Source organism: Gemmatimonadaceae bacterium (assembly GCA_035606695.1).
Classification (GTDB): Bacteria; Gemmatimonadota; Gemmatimonadetes; order Gemmatimonadales; family Gemmatimonadaceae; genus JAQBQB01.
Genome location: DATNEW010000033.1, coordinates 164,161 through 184,049, shown reverse-complemented (window position 1 = coordinate 184,049; position 19,889 = coordinate 164,161). Strand labels below are relative to the sequence as shown.

General features: G+C 66.2%; 13 protein-coding genes and 1 pseudogene. 6 read left to right on the top strand and 8 right to left on the bottom strand.

Annotation, left to right across the window (positions count from 1 at the left end; genetic code table 11):
- The 3 genes from VN706_18430 to VN706_18420 all read right to left on the bottom strand — a co-directional run.
- The coding region (locus VN706_18430; GenBank protein ID HXT17624.1) for a TonB-dependent receptor at window positions 1-912 on the bottom strand (912 nt) is incomplete at its 3' end.
- 110 nt (window positions 913-1,022) lie between these two features.
- Window positions 1,023-2,561 (bottom strand): nitronate monooxygenase, encoded by a 1,539-nt coding sequence (locus VN706_18425; GenBank protein HXT17623.1) that lies wholly within the window; start codon window positions 2,559-2,561, stop codon window positions 1,023-1,025.
- 20 nt (window positions 2,562-2,581) lie between these two features.
- On the bottom strand, window positions 2,582-3,868 hold the full coding sequence (locus tag VN706_18420; protein ID HXT17622.1) for an ATP-binding protein: 1,287 nt from the start codon (window positions 3,866-3,868) through the stop codon (window positions 2,582-2,584).
- Window positions 3,869-4,084: 216 nt separating this feature from the next.
- Between VN706_18420 and VN706_18415 the strand changes: the two genes are divergently transcribed.
- The 4 genes from VN706_18415 to VN706_18400 all read left to right on the top strand — a co-directional run bounded on the left by VN706_18415 (window position 4,085) and on the right by VN706_18400 (window position 12,866).
- Entirely contained in the window at window positions 4,085-4,441 is a 357-nt protein-coding gene (locus VN706_18415) for a PadR family transcriptional regulator (GenBank protein HXT17621.1), read from the top strand.
- A gap of 7 nt (window positions 4,442-4,448) precedes the next feature.
- Window positions 4,449-7,157, top strand: a complete 2,709-nt coding sequence (locus tag VN706_18410) for an ADOP family duplicated permease (GenBank protein HXT17620.1) — start codon at window positions 4,449-4,451, stop codon at window positions 7,155-7,157.
- A gap of 101 nt (window positions 7,158-7,258) precedes the next feature.
- Complete coding sequence (locus VN706_18405; protein ID HXT17619.1) at window positions 7,259-10,261, top strand: prolyl oligopeptidase family serine peptidase; 3,003 nt, start codon at window positions 7,259-7,261, stop codon at window positions 10,259-10,261.
- A gap of 169 nt (window positions 10,262-10,430) precedes the next feature.
- On the top strand, window positions 10,431-12,866 hold the full coding sequence (locus tag VN706_18400) for an ABC transporter permease (protein ID HXT17618.1): 2,436 nt from the start codon (window positions 10,431-10,433) through the stop codon (window positions 12,864-12,866).
- A 12-nt stretch (window positions 12,867-12,878) separates the two neighbouring features.
- Here the strand turns inward: VN706_18400 and VN706_18395 are convergent, their stop codons facing one another.
- From VN706_18395 to VN706_18375, 5 genes are all read right to left on the bottom strand, one after another.
- Window positions 12,879-13,271 carry a hypothetical protein gene (locus tag VN706_18395; protein ID HXT17617.1) on the bottom strand — a complete coding sequence of 131 codons (393 nt, stop codon included), beginning with the start codon at window positions 13,269-13,271 and terminating at the stop codon, window positions 12,879-12,881.
- Window positions 13,272-13,293: 22 nt separating this feature from the next.
- Window positions 13,294-14,469, bottom strand: a complete 1,176-nt coding sequence (locus tag VN706_18390; GenBank protein HXT17616.1) for an FtsX-like permease family protein — start codon at window positions 14,467-14,469, stop codon at window positions 13,294-13,296.
- A gap of 125 nt (window positions 14,470-14,594) precedes the next feature.
- Complete coding sequence (locus VN706_18385; protein ID HXT17615.1) at window positions 14,595-15,962, bottom strand: ABC transporter permease; 1,368 nt, start codon at window positions 15,960-15,962, stop codon at window positions 14,595-14,597.
- A gap of 5 nt (window positions 15,963-15,967) precedes the next feature.
- Window positions 15,968-16,300 carry a PadR family transcriptional regulator gene (locus VN706_18380; GenBank protein HXT17614.1) on the bottom strand — a complete coding sequence of 111 codons (333 nt, stop codon included), beginning with the start codon at window positions 16,298-16,300 and terminating at the stop codon, window positions 15,968-15,970.
- Between the two features lie 72 nt (window positions 16,301-16,372).
- Complete coding sequence (locus VN706_18375; protein HXT17613.1) at window positions 16,373-18,820, bottom strand: zinc-dependent metalloprotease; 2,448 nt, start codon at window positions 18,818-18,820, stop codon at window positions 16,373-16,375.
- Between the two features lie 129 nt (window positions 18,821-18,949).
- Here VN706_18375 and VN706_18370 point away from each other — a divergent pair, with 129 nt between their 5' ends.
- Window positions 18,950-19,222: a hypothetical protein gene (locus VN706_18370; protein ID HXT17612.1), complete on the top strand. Its 273-nt coding sequence runs from the start codon at window positions 18,950-18,952 to the stop codon at window positions 19,220-19,222.
- 76 nt (window positions 19,223-19,298) lie between these two features.
- A pseudogene (locus VN706_18365) lies at window positions 19,299-19,880 on the top strand (NAD(P)-dependent oxidoreductase).
- The last annotated feature ends 9 nt before the right edge of the window (window positions 19,881-19,889 follow it).

Here is a 19,889-nt window from a genome sequence, read left to right as displayed (position 1 = left end):
CGCACCGAACTGCTCTTTCTGATAGCGCGCGCGCCGAACGAACGGCACGTTCGGTCCGAGTCGCTCGTTGGTGCCGTATCCGAATGCACTGCCCTGGAGCTCGTTGGTCCCGCCGCGCGTAACGACGTTCACACCGGCGCCGGCGAAGCTGCCCTGCCGGACGTCGAACGGCGACACCGACACCTCGTATTCCTTCACGGCGTCGAGCGGAATGACTTTGCCGCCGTAGAGAGCCCCCGCGGCGAGATTGCTGGACGGCACCTCGTCGCTGACGCCATCGATGCGAATGCTGTTCGTGCGCGGGCCGGCGCCGGACGGCGTCACGGCGAATCCCGTCGACATCTGCGGCACGAGTCGAATGAGATCGTAGAGATCTCGATTAATCAACGGAACTTGATGAATTAGCGAGTCCGGGAGCAGCGTCTCGATGCCGGTGTGCCTGCGCGAGAGCACGCGGTCGCGTGTCGCGCGCGTTTCCACGGATGGAAGCGACACCGTGCGCGCCGCCATCACGATGTCGATCTCGAATCGCTGGCCCAGGCTCAGGTAGATGCCCGTCTTCGCGCTGCTCTGGAGTCCGACGCGCCGCCCTGTGACAGCGTACGGACCGCCGATCTCCAATCCGCTGATCAGGTATCGACCGTCGGCGCGAGAGGTCGCGCGCATGGTGCTGCCCGTCGCCCGATTGGACGCGATCACCTCGATGTTGGGGAGTCCCCGCCCATGCTCGTCCAGAATCCGTCCGGCGATCGTCGCCGTCACCGGACCCTGCGCGTTCGTGCCGTTTCTTGCATCCGCTGCACTCGCTGCGCGCGCGTCGTGCGCGACCGCGCTGAGCATCGCGATCGCGGCCCAAACCACCGTCGACGACATGAGCCGGAGCCAAGCGCCAAGGCGGGCGCGACGCGACATGAATCTCCCCCGAACGGGTGCGACAGACGTTCACTGGCGGGCACGACGTGATGTGCCACCGAACGGAGAGAGGGGACATTGGACGTTGGGCCAATGTCGGATCACATGAGCTACGCCGGACGAGCCGCCGGCGTGCCGAGCAGATAGTGCAGGACGTCCTCAGCGCCGTAGCGTGTTCTCTGTCCCAGAAATTCACCGAGCGACATGAGGTCGTCACCGCTCGTCAGGAGTGGGCGCTCTTCGCCCTCGCTCTCACGCTGCTGCGGTTTCCCGACATTGGCGGTGAGGCCGTTGCACAGACATCGGCGGCCCGCCGTGTCGGCAAGATCGCCTCCCTTTGCGAGATAGTCGGCGACCGGCTCGGCGGGACAACGGTAGCCGAGCTTCCCGGATGGAAGCCGATACCCGGTGCGCAAATACCCCAGATCGCAGACGCGTCGGCGCGTTTCATCCTGGAACGCCGCACCGTCGACTTCCACGACCTTGAATGGATATCCCGTCGGCGATGCGCGCGGATCGGTGACGACGCGGACGGCGTTGGCGCGCACGCCATCGAGCACGCGACGCTTGAGCTCCGGCGTCACCCCGGATTCTTCAGAGTATGCGAACAACGTCCCGACTTGAATTCCCGTCGCTCCCGCCGCGAGCGCCGCATCCAATCCCTTCGGTGAACCCGTACCGCCGGCGAGCCAGAATGGCAACCCGAGCTCACGCATTTTTTCGAGGTCGACCTCGTCGCGCTCGCCGTAGATCGGCTCACCGCGTTCGTTCACGCGCACGTCGCCGCGTGGCGGCGCGTTGTGGCCTCCCGCGGTCGGTCGTTCGACGATGAAGCCATCAACGCGTCCGCTCGATTTTCGCGCGAGCGAGACCGCGAGCGAGTGCGCGGAGACGACGGCCAGAAATTGTGGCCGTCGCAAATCAGCGGGAATCTCCGACCAGTGCTGCCGCGGGTCGAACGTCAACCACTCCGTCTCGCTCGGCGAGAGTCCATCGACGTCGAGCTTGAGCTTTGCCGGGTGATGCTCGGCCAACGCGTCGAGCACACCGGGAATCTCTCGCGGAATTCCCGCACCCATGATCACGACGTCCACACCGGCGAGCATCGCGCCGTACAACAACGCGAGGTTCGGCATCTGCACTCTCGTCAACAGATTGATTCCGACGGGACCGTCGTGCCCTTCCTTCGCGAGCCACACTTCGACGAAGCTGGCGAGCATGCTTATGCGCTGCCGCGCGATACTCACCGACTGTTTGTACATGGGGAGCAGCCTGTACGGCGCATCGCCTCGGCCGTTCGCCAGGAAGTAGCGGCTCAGCACCAGCTCTGCGATGGAGGCGATTGGGAATTGTTCTATCGCGCGGCGCATGTGGCCTCCTGCGTCGCCATCCTGCAGGCGGCGAACGAGCAGGGTGTCGACGGCCGTTCCGGAGACGACGCCGAGTTGGCCAAGACGAGACACCGTGCGCGCGAGCACCCAATTCGAGACGCCGATGCCCATGCCGCCCTGGATGATCACGGGATGGCCGGACTTGCGAACGACAGGAGAAGCAGGAGAAGTATGCATGTCGTGGATGATCGCCACGTGCATCGCGACCCCGCTGTCGGGCGTTCTCCCAACGCGAATCAGCTGACGCGAATCAGCCAACGCGAATCAGCTGACGCGAATCAGCCGGTCGCCGCTCCCGCTTTGGCTTTCGGGAGCACGAGCGTGAATGTCGAGCCGGCGCCGTATTCACTCGACGCGAGCACGTCCCCGCCCATGCCGCGCGCGAGCTGCCGGCTGATCGACAGGCCGAGTCCCGTTCCCTCGGCCGATCGCGTGAGCTCTTGATCGCCCTGCACGAAGGGCTCGAAGATCTTGTCGAGCAAGTCGCGCCGAATGCCGGTGCCGGTGTCCGCGACCTCGATCTCCACCGTGTGATCGCGCGTCATACATCGCACGGCGATTCGCCCACGCTCGGTGAACTTCACCGCGTTCGAGAGGAGGTTGAGCATGATCTGCTCGACCTTGTGACGGTCCGCTCTCGCGACCACGCCGTCGCCGCACGGCTCGAAGGCGTACGCCAGGCCCTTTTTCTGCAGCGACGGCGCGACGAAGGTTTCGAGCGTGCGAAGGACCTCGTCGATCTTCACGTCGCAGATGCGAAACTCGATTCGGCCCGACTCGAGCTTCGCGAGATCGAGCACATCCTCGATGAGCCGCAGCAGCGTCTCCTGGTTCTGCTTGATGCGCGCCAGGTCCGCGCGCTGTGGCTGACTCAACTCGCCGCGGATGCCCAGATCGAGCAAGTCGACGTAGCCGGCGATCGCATTGAGCGGGGTTCGAAGCTCGTGACTCATCGTCGCCAGGAACACGCTCTTCGCGCGATTGGCCTGTTCGGCATGCTGCTGCGCGACGCGTGAGGTCTCGAGCGACTGATGCAGCTCGTCGTTCGTCTGCTCGAGCTCTTCCTGAAGGGACTGCGCCTCCTCGATCTGCTGCTCGAGCTCGGCGGCTTGCTCCTGCAAAAGCTCCGACAGTTCGCGCTCGGCGCGGCGCAGGCGATTCGACTCGGTGACGTCACGCGCGATCTTCGCGGCGCCGACGATGTTGCCCTGGTCGTCACGAATCGGCGACACGCTGAGCGACACGTCGATGAGCGTGCCGTCCTTTCTCATGCGCACCGTTTCGAAATGGTCGATCCGCTCGCCCCGCGACAGGCGTGCGACGATCTCGGTCTCCTCATACTGCCGATCGGGGGGAATGAGGATGAGCACCGATTGGCCCCGCGCTTCTTCCGCGGTGTAGCCGAACACGCGCGTGGCGCCGCCGTTCCAGCTGCGGATGACGCTGTCGAGCGTCTTGCCGATGATGGCGTCGTCCGACGAGTCGACGATCGCGGCGAGCCAGCGTGCGGGATTGTTCGCCCAGAACTCGGTTCCGGGCGGCGACGGCGTGTCGGGTGGAAGCATCGGCGCTCCTGGGTATGCGGCGATCCGATCGAGGTGACTCCCGAAGGTGAATTCTCGGAGATGGACGCGCGCTCCTCAAGAGGTCGGGCGCGGAAGAGTTTGTCACATTCGCCCCCAATCCCGGGCAACGGGGGCGCGGTGGTCTGTCGAGGCGTCCGGACTCTTGACAGCCGCGGCCCATGACATAGAATGTCATGGTCATAACATAGACAATCTATGTCAACATCCCGCGCCGCCATCGAACGTGAGCCCATCCCGCCGGGGACGCTCGACATGCTCATCCTCAAGACGCTCGCCCGCGCCGGCGCGAACCAGCTGCACGGGTTCGAGATCGCCCAAGCCATTCATCAGCGCTCGCGATCCGTGCTGCACGTCGAGGAGGGATCGCTCTATCCCGCCCTGCAGCGCATGCTCATCAAAGGATGGATCGCCGGCGAGTGGGGCCATACGCCCGAGCGGCGGCGCGCGCGGTATTACCGCCTGACCCCGGCCGGCAAGAAGCAGCTCGACCGCGAAATCGCCTCCTATACCCGCGTGGCCGCGGCCGTCACGCTCATCATTCAGCCCACATGAGGCTGCCATGACACTCCACGAGGTATGGTCCCGGCTCACGTTTCCTTTCCGGCGGCGGCGCATCGCACGCGAACTGCGCGACGAGATGGCGTTGCACGTCGACCTCCGCGCGCAACAACTGCTCGAGCACGGAGGTGAGACGAGTGCAACGCTCAGCACCACCGACGCGTCGCTCGCCGCGCGCAGACAGTTTGGCAATGCCACACGCATCGAAAGCGCGGCCCGCGACGCATGGGGATGGCACTGGCTCGATGGATTCGGGCAGGATCTGCGATACGTCGCGCGACAACTCGCGCACACACCGGTGTTCGCGATCGTCGCGATCGCCACCATCGCGATCGGCGTCGCACTGAACGCCACGGCATTCACGTTCTACGACGCGGTCGTCCTGAAGCCTCTCCCCGCGCGCGATCCGGGCAACATCGTTCGCATCGTCGAGAATGCGGGCGTCAGCTCGCTCGCAGAGTTGCCGTACGCTGCCTACGACGTGCTCGACCGCCGGTCGCGGACGATGACGTCGGTCACGCTCGTGACGGCGCCGCAAGCTCTCATCGCGACACTGCCCGGCCGCCCGACCGAAGAGGCCACGATCGTCAATGCGCGATTCGCCTCGTCAAACTTTGCTCATTCCCTGGGGCCGGAGACATTCGCGGGACGGTGGTTCGGTCAAGGCGAAGACGCGGTGGCCGTGCTCGATCACGGATTCTGGTCGAGAACGATGCATGCGGATCCGCACGTGGTCGGACAACGCATCACGATCCACGACCGGGTGTTCACCATCGTCGGAATCGCCGGCGAACGCTTCGCGGGAACGGGCATCCCCGCGACCGCGCCGGACGTCTGGCTGCCCACGTCTTCCCTTCCCGCGCTCGTCGGGAGCGACTGGCGCTATGACGGTCGTCCGCACTGGCAGATCATCGCGCGGCTCGCCGCCGGCGCTTCCCTGGCGCAGGCCAACGCTGAGCTCCAATCGCTGGGCGCCGGCATTCCGGACAGTGTCGGAAAGCCGCTCGCGCTCGTCGCAACGCACGCGACGTTCTTCCAGGCCGACGGCGGCGAATTCGAAGTCTTTAAACAAGTCAGCGCGGCGTTCATGGTGGCGCTCGCCCTCATTCTGTGCATCGCCATCGTCAACCTGATCAACCTGTTCGCTGCCCGGAACGCCGCGCGCGAGCGCGAGATCGCGGTGCGGCTCGCCCTGGGAGCGAGCCGAGAACGCATTGCGCGGCAGCTCGCGAGCGAAAGTGTGCTCCTGGCCGTATGTGGCGGCGCCCTCGGCCTGCTCGTCTCGCGCGACGCGGCCAACTGGCTTCGCGACTGGATCTTCGCGACGATGTCGTCGATCAGCGGCGGCTTGGTCAACGTGTTCCTCGACCTGAGCGTCGACTGGCGCGTTACGCTGTACACAGTCGCCCTCTCGGTCGCGATCGGACTCGCCGTGGGGCTCTGGCCGGCTATACGCTCGGCGCGCGGCGACGCGAACGCCGTGCTGCGCGCCGGCGGCACCTCGACCGCGACGGCTGCGCTGTGGGGCGGCAGAAATGTCCTGCTCGGCGTGCAGATTGCCGCCTGCACGATTCTGCTCGCCGCGTCCGGACTCCTGCTCGCCGGCATGCGGCGCGCGCCGCGCATTGATCCCGGATTCGATACGGCGCATCAACTGATCGTATTCATGGACGGTCGATCCGTACCGTCCGAGCGCCGCGAAGCGGATCGCGCCGAGTTGCAGCGGCGGCTCGCGGCGCTGCCGATGGTGCGCGGCGTCGTGTGGACGAAGCGCATTCCACTCGATGGCACCGAGACACGCACCTTCACGAACCGGGCGGGCAGTGTCAGCGTGTCCGTCAATCACGTCGCCGAGTCCTACTTCGACGTGATGGGCGTGGCGCTCGCGCGCGGGCGATCGTTCACCGCCGACGAAGTTCGGACCGACGCACACGTGATGATCGTGAACGACGCCATGGCGCGGAGACAATGGCCGGGAGAGGACCCAATCGGCAAGACCGTGCCGCCGGGCACCGTCGCATCGGGACCCGACACGACCGCGACGTACACCGTCGTGGGTGTGGTTCCCGACTTTCGTTCTGATTATCTGTCACGCGAGAACGGCGCGACGATCTATTTCCCGTACAACTTCACCGGCCCGTACGGCGCATACCTCGTCCGCACGCGAGGCACCCCGTCGTCGGCGATCAATGCCGTGCGCGTGGCGATCAGCGCCGTGTCGCCAACGGCCGAGGCCAACACACACATCATGACGATGGTCGGCGGCCCGATGGCGTTGCAGCGATTGATGGCCGAAGCGCCGGGTACGGTCGCGCTGGCGCTGGCGCTGTCGGGACTCGCACTCGCCTGCATCGGGATCTACGGCGTGATCTCGAACATCGTGACGCGACGCACGCGCGAGATCGGAGTGCGCATCGCGCTCGGCGCGCGCGGGTCGGAAGTTGTGTCACTCGTGATGCGGCGAACGCTCCGGCCGGTGGCGATCGGGTCGGTGGCCGGCGTGGCCGGCGCAATCGGCGTGTCGTTGGTGCTACGGTCGCTCATCGCGATGCCCGATGCGCCGGACCTCACGTTCGGCGCCGGCGCGTTCAATCCGGTCATTCTGCTCGGCGTAATCGGAACGCTGGCGTTCGTGGTGGCGCTCGCGTGCTTCGTGCCGGCACGCCGGGCGACGGCGGTCGATCCAATCGTGGCGTTGCGGGTCGAGTAGGCAGTAATGCGGGCGCGGCGCGCGATGTAGCAGCCCAGCGGTACGTGTGCCAGATTGGGCGTGGTACTTGGTAGCACTCTCCCTCCTCTGGAGTACGGCTCATGCCTCGCCGGTCTCGCCTCTCACCACCGTCATTCTCGCTGCTGGCCGCGGTTGCCGCAGCTGCCGTCGCCTTGCCAGCCTTGCCGTTCGCGAGCGTTCACGCCCAATCGCGCCCAACTACGACGCCGCGCGTCGTACAGGCCGGTGCGACGGCGAAGGACCGAAAGGTCCTCGAGCTCGAGGACTTCGCGGAATGGAATCGCATCGCGTCGCCGGCACTCTCGCGCGACGGCACGTGGATGACGTTCACCTACTCGCCGAACGAGGGTGGTCAGGCGATGCTGCACGTCAAGTCGCTCGACGGGGGGCCGGATTACGCGACGGTCGTCGGCCCCGGCGGCGACGCGGCGGGCGGTGGTCGCGGCGGAGCGGGCGGCGGGAATGCACCGTCCTTCTCCGACGACTCTCGCTGGGCGGCGTACCTCGTGACGCCGCAGCGTGCGGCGGGGCGCGGGGCGGGTCGCGGCGGCCGTAACGGCGCGGGCGCCCCAGCAGGCGCGGCGCCGAGCGGCCCCGCGGCACATTTAGAGTTGTTGAATCTCGGCACTGGCGAGAAAGTGGCCATCCCTGGCGCGGCGTCGTGGAAGTTCGCGAAAGGCTCGCGGTGGCTGGCGGTCAAGCTTGGCCGTGAGGGAGCGCCCGCGACGGCCGCCGCGGTGCCGGCCGGCGGTCGCGGCGGACGCGGTGGTGGTGGCGGCGGCGCCGCCGCGCCGTCCGACCTCGTGGTCCGCGACATGACCTCGGGCGCGGTGCGGAACATCGGCAATGTCGCCGATTTCGAGTTCGATAATTCAGGAACGCTATTGGCCTTCACCGTCGAGGCGCCGGACCGCCTCGGCAACGGCATCTATCTTCTCGATCCCGCGACCGGCGAGACGCGGGCGCTGAACACCGGATCGTCCGATTTCGCCCAGCTCGCCTGGAGCGACGACCGCGACAATCTCGCCGTGCTGCGGGGCGACAGTGTGCCCGGTATGAAACAGAAAGCGAATGCGCTGCTCGCGTGGACGGGTGTCAAGTCGAACGGCGCGGCCTTCACGTACGATCCGTCGAAGGATCCGTCGTTCCCGAAGGACATGGTGCTGAGCGAATACAGCGCGCCGCGCTGGAGTCCGGACGGAGCCCGCGTGTTCGTCGGCATCAAGGCGCAAGAGCCGCAGGTCGTCGCCGCCGACTCCAACAAGGCGAACGTCGACATCTGGCACTGGAAGGATCAGATGCCGCAGTCGGTGCAGGTGGTGCAGATCCAGCAGCTCCGCCGCGCGACGCTTCCGGCGGCCATCACCGTCGCTACCCACAAGCTCGTTGAGCTTGGCAACGACTCGATGCGCACGGTCGCGCCAACGGCTGACGGCACGTTGGCAGTGGGCCGAGATGATGGGGCGTATCGCGGCGAGGTGGCGTGGGGCGCGAACCGGGCGGACCTCTATCGCGTCGACGTCGCGACGGGGGCTCGCACGCTCATCGACAAATCGCTGTCGCGCACGTACGGCACCTCACCCGACTCGCGGTGGTTTGTCTATTTAAAGAACAAGCAAGTCCACGCGTTCAATCTCGAGAGCGGCTCGAACGTAACGCTCGATGCCAGCGGTCTGGCGACCAAGTCGTATGTGAACGAGGACGACGACCACGCGTACGAGCTCCCGCTCTGGGGCGTCGGCGGCTGGACAAGAGACGGCAAGGCAATTCTGCTCTACGACAAGTTCGACGTCTGGCAGGTGCCGCTCGACGGCACCAAGGCAATGAATCTCACCGGCGGCGTGGGTCGCGCGCAGGGAATTCAGTTCCGCGTCGTGCAGCTGGCCGCCGGCGCGCGTGGCGGGCGTGGAGGCGGCGGCGGCTTTGGTGGCGGCGGCATCGCCCCTGACACCGAACGCGTCGATCTCGCCAAACCCGTAACGCTCTCGGCGTACGGCGTTCGCTCGAAGAAGTTCGGCTACTGGCAAGTGAGCGTTGGACAGGCGCCACATGCGCTCGTGTGGGAGGACAAGAACGTCGGCGGTGCGATGAAGGCGGCGGACGCCGATCGCATCGTGTACACGGAGCAGGACTTCAACGAATTCCCCGATTATTGGTCGACGACGGGCACGTTCGCGTCTCCCGCGCGCGTGACCGACGCCAATCCCATCCTCGCGGGATTTGCCTGGGCCAGCAAGAAGGTGCTCATCGACTACAAGGATCGGTTCGGGCACCCGCTTCAGGCGACGCTCACGCTGCCCGCGAATTATCAGCCGGGCAAGCAGTACCCGATGCTCGTCGAGTTCTACGAGATCATGTCGAACACGCATCACAATTTCCCGATGCCCGGGTATGCCGACGCCCCGCAGATCTCGATGTACGCGAGCAACGGCTATGCGGTGCTCCAGCCCGACGTCGTCTACGAGATCGGCAAGCCGGGCACGTCGGCGGTGGATTGCATTACGAGCGCGGTGAAGCAGGCGATCGCGTTGGGCTATGCCGATCCGAAGCACATCGGACTGCACGGCCACAGCTGGGGCGGATATCAATCGTCGTACATCGTGACGCAAACCGACATGTTCGCGGCCGTCGTGACCGGCGCGCCGCCGACCAACCTCACGAGCTTCTACGGTGAGTTGTACAAGAGCACCGGCACCGTGCAGCAAGGCATCACGACCGTCGGCCAGGTGCGCTTGGGCGTCGGCGTCGATCCGTGGACGAACACGAAGATGTTCGAGGATCAGTCGCCGATCTTCCACGTGAAGAACATCCGCACGCCGTTCATGATCCTGCAGGGCGGCGACGACAACGCGGTCGACTACGTCGAGGGATTACAATTCTTTAACGCCGCGCGGGAGCAGGGCAAGCAGGTGATCTTCCTGTCGTATCCCGGCCAGCCCCACAACCTCACCGATCGCGCCGATCAAAAGGACTTCGCCATCCGGATGAAGCAGTACTTCGATCACTATCTGATGGGCGCGCCGATGCCCAAATGGATGGCTGACGGGCTGCCGCAGACGGAGAAAGGGAGTCCGATCCGGTAAGCGATCCGGTTCGGCTGGAGGTACATCGCAACGGCGGCTGGCCTCATCGGGCCAGCCGCCGTTCTGATTCATCTGGCCGAATTCGTCGGGACGCCGTCCGAAACGACGTTCAACCTTGCGGGCATCGCGATTGTCGAATCGACCATCATCGCTCACGGAGATGCGCGCCATGCCTGCCCTGCTCGTCGAGACCGCCTTCCAGGATGTGCGCTTCGCCGTGCGCTCGTTGGCCCGGCGTCCAGTCTTCGCCGGCGTCGTGATCGCGACGCTGGCGCTCGGGATCGCCACCGCCACCGCCATGTTCACGCTCGTCGACGACATCGTCCTGCGACCATTGCCGTTCCGCCAACCCGATCGGCTCGTCGAAGTCGTGCAGTCGTTCCCCGAGAAGAAGCTCGACCGCTGGACGCTCTCCCAGCAGAACACAGCGACCTATCTCGGGCTGACGAGCTTCGAGTCGTTCGCGGCGCACGCTCGCACCGGGTTGACGCTCGACGTGAACGGAACCGCCGATCGCGTGATCGCCGAAGTCGTCACCGGGGACTTCTTCACACTGCTCGGCGTGCACCCGCTGCTCGGCCGCGTGATCGGGCGCGACGATGATCATACCGGCGGCGACGCGGTTGTCGTTCTCTCATATGACTTCTGGCAATCGCGCTTCGCCGGATCGCCGAGCGCCCTTGGGCAACGCATGGATCTCAGCGGTCAGCCCCGGCGCATTGTCGGCATCATGCCCAAGGAGTTCGCGTTTCCGAAACCCGACGTCGAAGTCTACATTCCGCTTGGACTCGACCCCACTCGCGCCCACCCGAATTTCCTGACCGGGCTCGGGCGCTTGCGCGGCGGCGTGTCGGCGGACCAGGCATCGCATGAGGCAACGCTCGCCCTGTGGAACTGGGCGCGCAGCTCGCCGGACGTCCTCTCCGGTACGCCGCCTGAGCGTACCCGTCTCCACGTCGTGGTAACACCGCTGCGCACCGCGATCGCGGGCAGTGTCGCGCGACCCTTGCTGGTCTTGCAGGCGGGCGTCCTACTGATCCTGCTCATCGCCATCGCGAACGTTGTGACGCTGCTCGGAACGCGGCGTCTGGGGAGGCGCCACGAGGTGGCGGTTCGGGCCGCGCTCGGCGCGTCGCGCGGTCGCATCATCGGTCAGACACTGACGGAAGGCTTCGTGCTCGCCGTGCTCGGCGGTGCACTCGGCGGCGTCGCGGCGTACGGACTCGTGAGAACGTTCACGCATTCCGGATTGGCATCGCTTCCCCGCATGGAGGAGATCGGCGTTGACTGGCGCGTGATGCTGTTCGCCGCTGCGGCGAGCGTCGTGTCAGGCATCCTCTTTGGTCTCGTTCCTTCCCTGTCGTCCGAACCCGGCGCGCTAGGGGGCGTCCTTGCCGGCCAAAAATCGTCTGCCAGCCGTGGCGCGCGGGTCACGAACAAGCTGCTGATCGCCGGGCAAGTCGCGCTTTCGTTCGTGTTGCTGATCGGCGCGGGGCTCATGCTGAAGAGCTTTCGTCGTCTCGTCACAACCGATCTTGGATTCGACGCGCGTCACGTCATGGCGTTCACCATGCCCCTGCCGCCTCAGCGATATGCCATGGCCAACAAGCCCCGGTCATACGTCTTTGTCGACGAGGCCGTTCGTGCCACGTCATCCTTGCGCGGGGTGCGCAACGCGGCCGTCATGTTTCCCGCGATGTATGTCAACGACGTGAACAGCGACGGCTTCATCGTCGAAGGACAGACGGTCGCACCGAACGCGCCAAGCGAGTTGACCCTGCAGTATTCCGTAAGCCCCGGGCTGTTCCGAACGCTCGACATCCCCATGCTCGCGGGACGTGACTTCACCGCGGCCGATCGCGACAACGCGCCGTCGGTGGTCATCGTCGACAGAGCGCTGGTGTCCCGCTATTGGAGCCCGTCCGATGCAATCGGTAAGCGCATCCGCATGACGGGCGATACCGCGTGGCGGACGATCGTCGGCGTGGTCGGAAGTATTCGGGATGAAGGCGTCGCCGACGCACCGCGCGCACACACGTACTTCCCGTACGCGCAATATGGGGGTAGCCGTCCGACGCTCGTCGTGCGATCGGATGACGAACAGGCGGCCGTGGTGCGCGCGGTGCGGCAGCGTATCGCGACCGTCGACGCCGGCGTGCCGATCGATAATCCGCACGCCGTCACCGCGGCGATCGCGAGCTCGCTCGCGACGCAGCGAATGATGGAGCTTCTGCTGTCCGGCTTTGCGCTGCTCGCCGTGCTTCTCGCCGCATGCGGATTGTACGGCGTGATGTCCCTGTACGTCGCGAGCCGCCGCCGTGAATTCGGAATTCGTGCCGCGATCGGTGCGCGGCCCGCCGCCTTGGCTCGCGTCGTCGTCGGCGAGGGACTCACGTTGGTGCTTGCGGGCCTCGGCACTGGGCTTCTCGTCTCGCTCGGAGCGGGAGCCGCGCTTCGGTCACTGTTATATGAAGTCACGCCGACGGACATATCCGTGTATGTCGGAGTGGCGGGCGTCATCCTCGCCGTCGCCGCCGTCGCGTGTTACCTGCCAGCGCGGCGTGCCGGACACAGCGACCCGTTGGTGGCGTTGCGGGCGGAATGAGATGATGCAGCTCTAGAAGATCGTACCATATTTGAAGTGCAGAGCGCCCATTCGCTGCACCTCGAAGCTGATCACACCATTCCGATTGCGGATCGTCACGGTATGCGCGTCGGCGAGTCCAAGGACACTCGTTTCGTCCTTCACTTCGACGTGAACGCGGCCGTTGGCTGTCGTCGCGGCGATGGTCACTTCATCGCCCGACGCCAACGCGTACGTAAACTTGCCGGCGCCGGTGATGGCCGCGGGAGCGCGTTCGCCGCCGTTCGCCGCGCGCGCCGAGTCCGCCGCGGGTTGAACGCGGTACCCATCCGCCGAAACCTCGACGCGCACCGCTGAACCACTCACCCCCTGCGCGCCGGCCGCGATGATGGGGGCCGCCAGGAAGACGAGAGCGAAACGAAACATGATAGCCTCCTCGAAAGGGCGATCAATCCGCACGAAGCGCCTCACACGGATCAATCCTCAACGCGCGCCGCATCGGCGCAACTGCCGCTACGAGAGCGACGACGAACAGCAACAGCGTGGCGCCAAGAAACGCCATTGGATCGGTCGGCGCGACCGCGTAGAGAAACGCGCTCACCGCGCGCGTCGCCACATACGCGATGAGCAGCCCCAACGCACCGCCGGCGGCGACGAGCCGCCCGCTATCGCCGAGGATGAGCCGAGCCACCGCGGCCGGATCCGCCCCGAGCGCTACACGTACCCCGATCTCCCGAGTTCGTTGCGCGACGGCATACGCGATCACGCCGTATAGTCCCGCCGCCGACAGCGCCAGCGCGACGATCGCGAACATCGCGAACACCACGAGCGCGCGCCGCGGGCGCGCGAGCACGCGATTGTCGATCGTCGACTCGATCGACACCACGCGCTCCAGTGTCGCTCCGACACCCGCCTGCTCGACGGCTCGCGCGAGTGACGGCTCGAGCGCGGCGAGCGATCCGCGCGCTCCGCGTGCGCGCACGAGCATCGTTCTTTCGAAGTCCGCGTCGGCGCTCACCGGGCGGTACATCTGCAAGTTGAACAGATCGCCGCTCGTTCCCACGAGATGGAGATCGTGCGCAACGCCGACGACCGTCAACCACTTCCCTTTCGCCCCGTCACCCACGCGCAGCCGCGCGCCAAGTGGATTTCGATTCGGCCAGAGCCGCCGGGCCAGCGATTGATTGACGATGAGCTCTTGCGACGTTCCGGCGTCGGTGAGTGACCCAAAGGTTCGCCCCTCGACGAGCGCAATGCGAGCCACGCCGAAGTACGACGGTTCCACGAACGGCATTTCACAAATACTCAAGTCCACAGTCTCGGGGCCCGCGGAACCGTCGATGGCGAACGGTCCCATCCGCACTTCGGTTTGGGGCTGCGGTCCGATCGCTACTTCCGCGACGCTCGGCGCCGCTCGCAGCGCGCGGGCGATGTCACGCTCCCACGCCACGCGAGCCGGTGCGGGCGGTTCATGCGCGAGCCGCACCTGCGCCGCGACGAGCCCGCGCGGATCGTAGCCGATCGGCGTGCGCTCGAGCGCGATGAACGATCGGATGAGCAACGCCGCTGCGATGAGGAAACTGAGCGAGAGCGCGATCTCGCTCACGACCAGCGCGCCACGCATTCGGCGCGCCGCGGCATGTCCGGCGATACTCCGTGCACCGTTGCGCAATGAATCTCCAACCGAGCCGGCCGCCGAGCACAGCGCAGGTCCGACGCCGAAGACCAAGCCGGTGACGATGGAAAGGATCAGCGCCCAGCCATGACCGCGCGGTCGATGTGCGCGCCCGCCGTGTACTCCGAGCCGTGAGACAGTCGGAGACCGACCCAGGCCACCAGGAGACCGGCCCCTCCCCCCAACAGCGACAGCGCGAGGCTCTCGGTGAGCAGCTGCCGCATGAGCCGCGCGCGCCCCGCGCCGAGCGCGCGACGGACGGCGAGCTCGCGTTGGCGCGTCCAGCCGCGCATGAACAGGAGATTCGCGAGGTTGGCGCACGCGATGAGCAGGAGCCCGCACACCGTCACGAAGAGAATTTCGATCGCGCGCCGCGCGCCGGGATCGACCGAGTCGAGTGCGGTCGACGCATAGACCTGAAGCCCCTTATAGGTGACGAACTCCGGCGCCTGGGCAAGGAACGACTGCAGCTCGCGCGCGGCCGACGCCGACGTCGCACCGGCGGTGAGCCTCGCGAACACCAGTGGAACGCCACCGGTCGCGTCGAGCGCGAGCGGAGTCCAGACGTCGGGCGGCCGACCGCGTGAGAGAATTGGAATGTTCAGATCGGGCGGCGTCACGCCGACAATCGTTCGAGCCAGCCCGTTCACCGTGATGATCTTGCCGAGCGCGGAGCGATCTCCGCCGAAGCGCTGTTGCCACACTCCGTAGGCGATCAATGCGACAGGCGGGCTGTCGAGACGGGTATCGCCGTCGTTGAACGCGCGCCCGATTGCGACGTGGACGCGAAGCATCGGAAGGAACGATACACTGATCGCCGCCCCATTCACGGTATCCGCATGTGCATCGGCATCCAGCACCGCATCACCGTCCGCCACTTCGGACACTTCCGTCACGGCGCGCGACTGCGCCTCGAGCCGGCGAATCGCCGATGCCGGCACATTGAACTGGAACTGAAACCTTCTATCGATTTCGCGCTCGGGCCCCGTGCCGAACACCACGATCCGGTTTCCGTCGTCGAACGGCAGCGGATCGAGCAGCACGTGATGGACGATGCTGAACATCGCCGTGTTCGCCCCAATGCCCAACGCGACCGTGAGGACGGCGAGCGCCGCGAACGCGGGATTTCGCCGGAACTGACGGACGGCGTAGCGTGCGTCTTGTACACCTTGGTGCATCCACGCCACGATGCGCTGACGCCGATTGAGCCGTGCGGACCGCCGCGCGGCATACTCGCGAAACTCCGCGGGATCGCCAAATCGCCGAAGCGCCTCGGCCTCAGCGTCGCGTTCGTCGAGGCCCGCGGCGCGCAGCTCGGCCACGCGCATCTCGACATGAAAGCGCATCTCATCGTTCATGTCTTCCAGCAGCCTGATGCGGCTCGAGGGAAGCCGGAAGATCCCGCGCACGCCGTTCGGCAACCGATGAGTAAACTTGAACATGCCGTTCAGCCGGTCTCGATCACACCGGTCACCGCCGCGACGTACCGTTTCCACGTCGCGATCTCGGCGCGCATCATCTGGCGGCCGCGCGCGGTCAGCGAGTAGTACTTCGCCCGGCGATTGTTCTCGGAGACGCCCCACTTGGCCGCGATGGCGCCGCTGTCTTCAAGGCGGTGCAGCGCCTTGTAGAGCGCGGAGTCGACGACCTGGAGCTCCTCACCGGTTCGCGCTTCGATCCACTTGCTGACGGCGTAGCCATGCATCGGCCCCCAGGAGATTGCCCTGAGCACAAGGAGGTCCAGGGTGCCGTGCAGCAGGTCGCTCGTGTCGCGGGCCACGCCGTACTCCCTCCACCAGGTTAGGGGAGAAGATGGCGCGGTCGCGCACGAAGGTCAAGGGACGTTACGGCATCATCCGATCGGCGTGCCCGGCGGCAGCGCAATCACCCCGGTCGGCTTCGGCGGCGCAATCCGGCGATCCAACCAGTTCCGCACGTCGCGCACGACTTCCGCATTCGCTGAACGATCGTCTGCGTCGTCGCTCGGCGCGGAAGAGAGTCGCATCGCAAGGCGATTCAACTGATCATCCGCCGCGGAGCGTACGTCGGCCGTCGACTGTTGGTCGGTCGTCAGCGCGAACAGCGCGTCGACGACTGCGCGCCTCGCCTGCCGGCGAACGCCGCGCTCGTATGCTGTCGCCGCCGCGGCGTTCGTATACACGCCCGCGATCAACTGCCCGATCACCTCGTCGGCCGAGGGCGACGCCGCGTCGCGCGCATGAAACGCGATCACGCGCTCGATGCGGTCGGGCTGCAGAATTCCGTCGGCCACGTTGCTCGCCAACGAGCGCGCGACCGCGAGCGGATCGTACACGATGCCCGCCGGCGTCGTCGCGAATCCCCACCCGCCGCTGAAGCCGTTCGGCGACGGCGGAATCATCTTCACGATACGCTCCGGCACCGCGAGGGCCTTCGGCTGGATCGTCGCGATCAGCTCGCGCAGCGCCTCGCGCTGCTTCGCCGGCGCGAGCACGCTCGCCGGCGTCTGTCCATCGCCGCGCAGCGCGAAGGTGTACTCCATGCCGCCAATGGCCTTCGTCGCCGCTTCGATCGCGTACCGATGGTGCAGGTACACGGGCACGAAACGCTCGTTGAGCATCCACATCGGCTCGCCGGGCGCTATGACGGATTCATTGAACTTTGAAATGAGCACGTCACGCACCGCGCTCTCGCGAGCGAGCTCCTTCACCGCGTCGGTCCCGTTCAACCAGCGCGTCACCTCGGGGATCACGCCCGCCGAGGCATCGCGATCGGTGAGAAAGCGCGCGCCACCGGCGATTGCCTGACGCGCGAGCGCCTCCTGCCCTGCCCGCTCGGCTTGCGCGTTCGGGTACTGTGTATAGGCGAAGCGGATCGCGAGCGTGTCGTAGGCTCCCGTGCCCGTCACCCACGCGTGCGAAACGTCGAGCGTGCCGTTTGGTCGCAGCGTCACGAGCGGCCCCGGATAATCCATCACGCTGGCGCGACCATACGCGTGCGCGATGTAGTTGTGCGCGAGACCGAGCGTATGGCCGATCTCGTGCGCGACGTGCTGGCGGCGGCGCGACATGGCGAACTCGGTCCCGTTGACCGTTGGGTCGAGCGATGCCATCCAGTCCGTGGACGCGAACTCCGTCGCGGGCGCCAACCCGGCGAAGATGTTGTAATCGGTGATCGAGCGATACGTGTCCATCTTGAGCATCGCCTTGATGATCTCGCCGGTGCGCGGGTCGGTGAATGACTGGCCGACGGAGAAGCCCGGGTCGCTTCGATGCACCCACTGGATAATCGAATAGCGCGCATCCATCGGATCGACGCCCGGCGGGAGATCCTCGACGAGAAAGGCGTTCTTGAATCCGGCGGCCTCGAATGTCTTCGTCCACCATGCGGCGCCCTGGCGGAACGCGGTACGATACGGCTCGGGGATGCCCGGGTCGAGATAATAGACGATCGGCTTGACCGGCTCGGACATCGCGGCCGACGGATCCTTCTTCTCGAGACGCCAGCGCTGAATCCACCGCACCTCCGGCTTCTCCGTGAAGGGGCGGGAGAAATCGATGAAGGTGAGCGCAAAGATGCCCACGCGCGGATCGAACGCACGCGGCTTGTAGTTCGCGTCGGGGAGCTCGACGAATGAAAAGTGTTCGCGCAGCGTGAGCGCTTCGGCGTCCGGCGTATGGCGCGCGACCTCGCGGCCGGGCGCATCGCTCGCGAAGGTCAGCAACGCCTCGACTTCAGTGTTCTTGGGAAACGCTTTCGTGTGCGGCAGGTAGATCGCGCTGCGATTGCGATCGAGGCGATAGGTGCCCTGTCGCTGCCGCAGAATCGTCGCGGTGACGTTCATCGCGTCCTGAAGCGCAAAGTCGGTGGCATCGACCAGCAACCTGTTGCCGTCCTCGCCGACGATCGGCATCGCCGCGAGTGTCGACGTGGCGAACGACTGCTCGACGGAGTATGCCTGGAGCGAGTCGCCCGTTCCTCGAAAGCGCAGGTTGCGGCTCTCGAGCAGCACGCGCGGTCCGAACCGCTCGAAGCGAACGACGGCCTCCGGGCCCGTCGTGCCGCGATCGAGGCCGAGCGCATCCGAGCCGAGCCCGGTGGCGAGCGTGGGGAGGTAGAGAAAATCCTGATTGAGCCGGTCAACCTCGAACAGGAGCTTGCCGGTACGCTCATCGTAGTAGAACGGGATGAAGCCGTCGTGACGTTCGAGCCCCGAGGTCTGCGAGGCGATCGAACGGGGAGCGGTGGGCTGCTGCGCGCCGACGGCGGCGGCGGCGGAGATGACGAGGGCGCCAACGAGGGCGCGGCGAACAACTCGCATGTGCGGTCTTGGCCGGTTGTAGAAGGCGATGGGTTGTGTGCGGATTCGCAATGTGGCGGACGGCCCGGGCTGAGGCAATGTCGCGCCGTAGCCGGACCGGCAGCGGCGTACTACGTTCTGGCGCTCACCATGACAACAACGGCGGCGATGGACGATGCGGCGTCCGGCCTCTTCGGCTGGTGGCGCGAAGGAACGCTCGACGCCAAGCGAGCGTTCGTCGCGGCGGCCATGGCGTGGGGTCTCGACGCCTTCGACGTCATGCTCTTCTCGCTGACGCAGCCGGATGTCATTCGCGATCTGTCTTTAACGAAGACTCAAGCCGGCGCGCTCGGCTCGGTCACCGTGCTCGGCGCAATCGCGTGGACCGGCATTCCGGAGACTCGCGGCCGCGAGCTGACGTGACGGCGCGCCCCATCGTCGTTCCCGACGATTTTCCACCAGTCCTCAGCGCGACCAGCGCCGAGGCGCCTGTTCGAGTCTTCGCATGATCTCCGTATGGGGTACGGGCACCGACCACGTCGACCTCGCGGCGTGTGCGCGCCGCGGGATCACCGTCGCGAATACACTCGGCGTCAACGCGCACGCCGTGGCCGAGCTCGCGCGCGCGTTCGGCATGACACTTCTCGTAACCACCGCCGGCACCGACCGGGGTCGCGCGACGGCGCTCGGCGCTCGGCATGTGCCGCTTCAGGAGCTGCTCACGCAGTCGGACGTCGTCAGCCTGCATCTTCGCTTGACCGATGCGACGAGAGCCATCCTCGGACGCGCGCAATTCGCGCTACTCAAACCGACTGCGTATCTCGTGAATACGGCACGAGGCGCGTTGATCGATCGCGACGCGCTGCTCGATGCGCTCGAACATGAACGAATCGCCGGCGCGGCGCTGGACGTGTTCGATGAAGAGCCCCTACCGGCGGAGAACGCGCTGCGATTGCTTCCGAACGTCGTGCTCACACCGCACAACGCCGGCGTGACCCCGGAAGTGATCGCCGAAGGGTTGCGGCGCGCGGTTGAGAACGTGCAGCGGTATCTCGGCGTGTCGGAGTTGTCCGAGCGCTAGCGGTTCGCG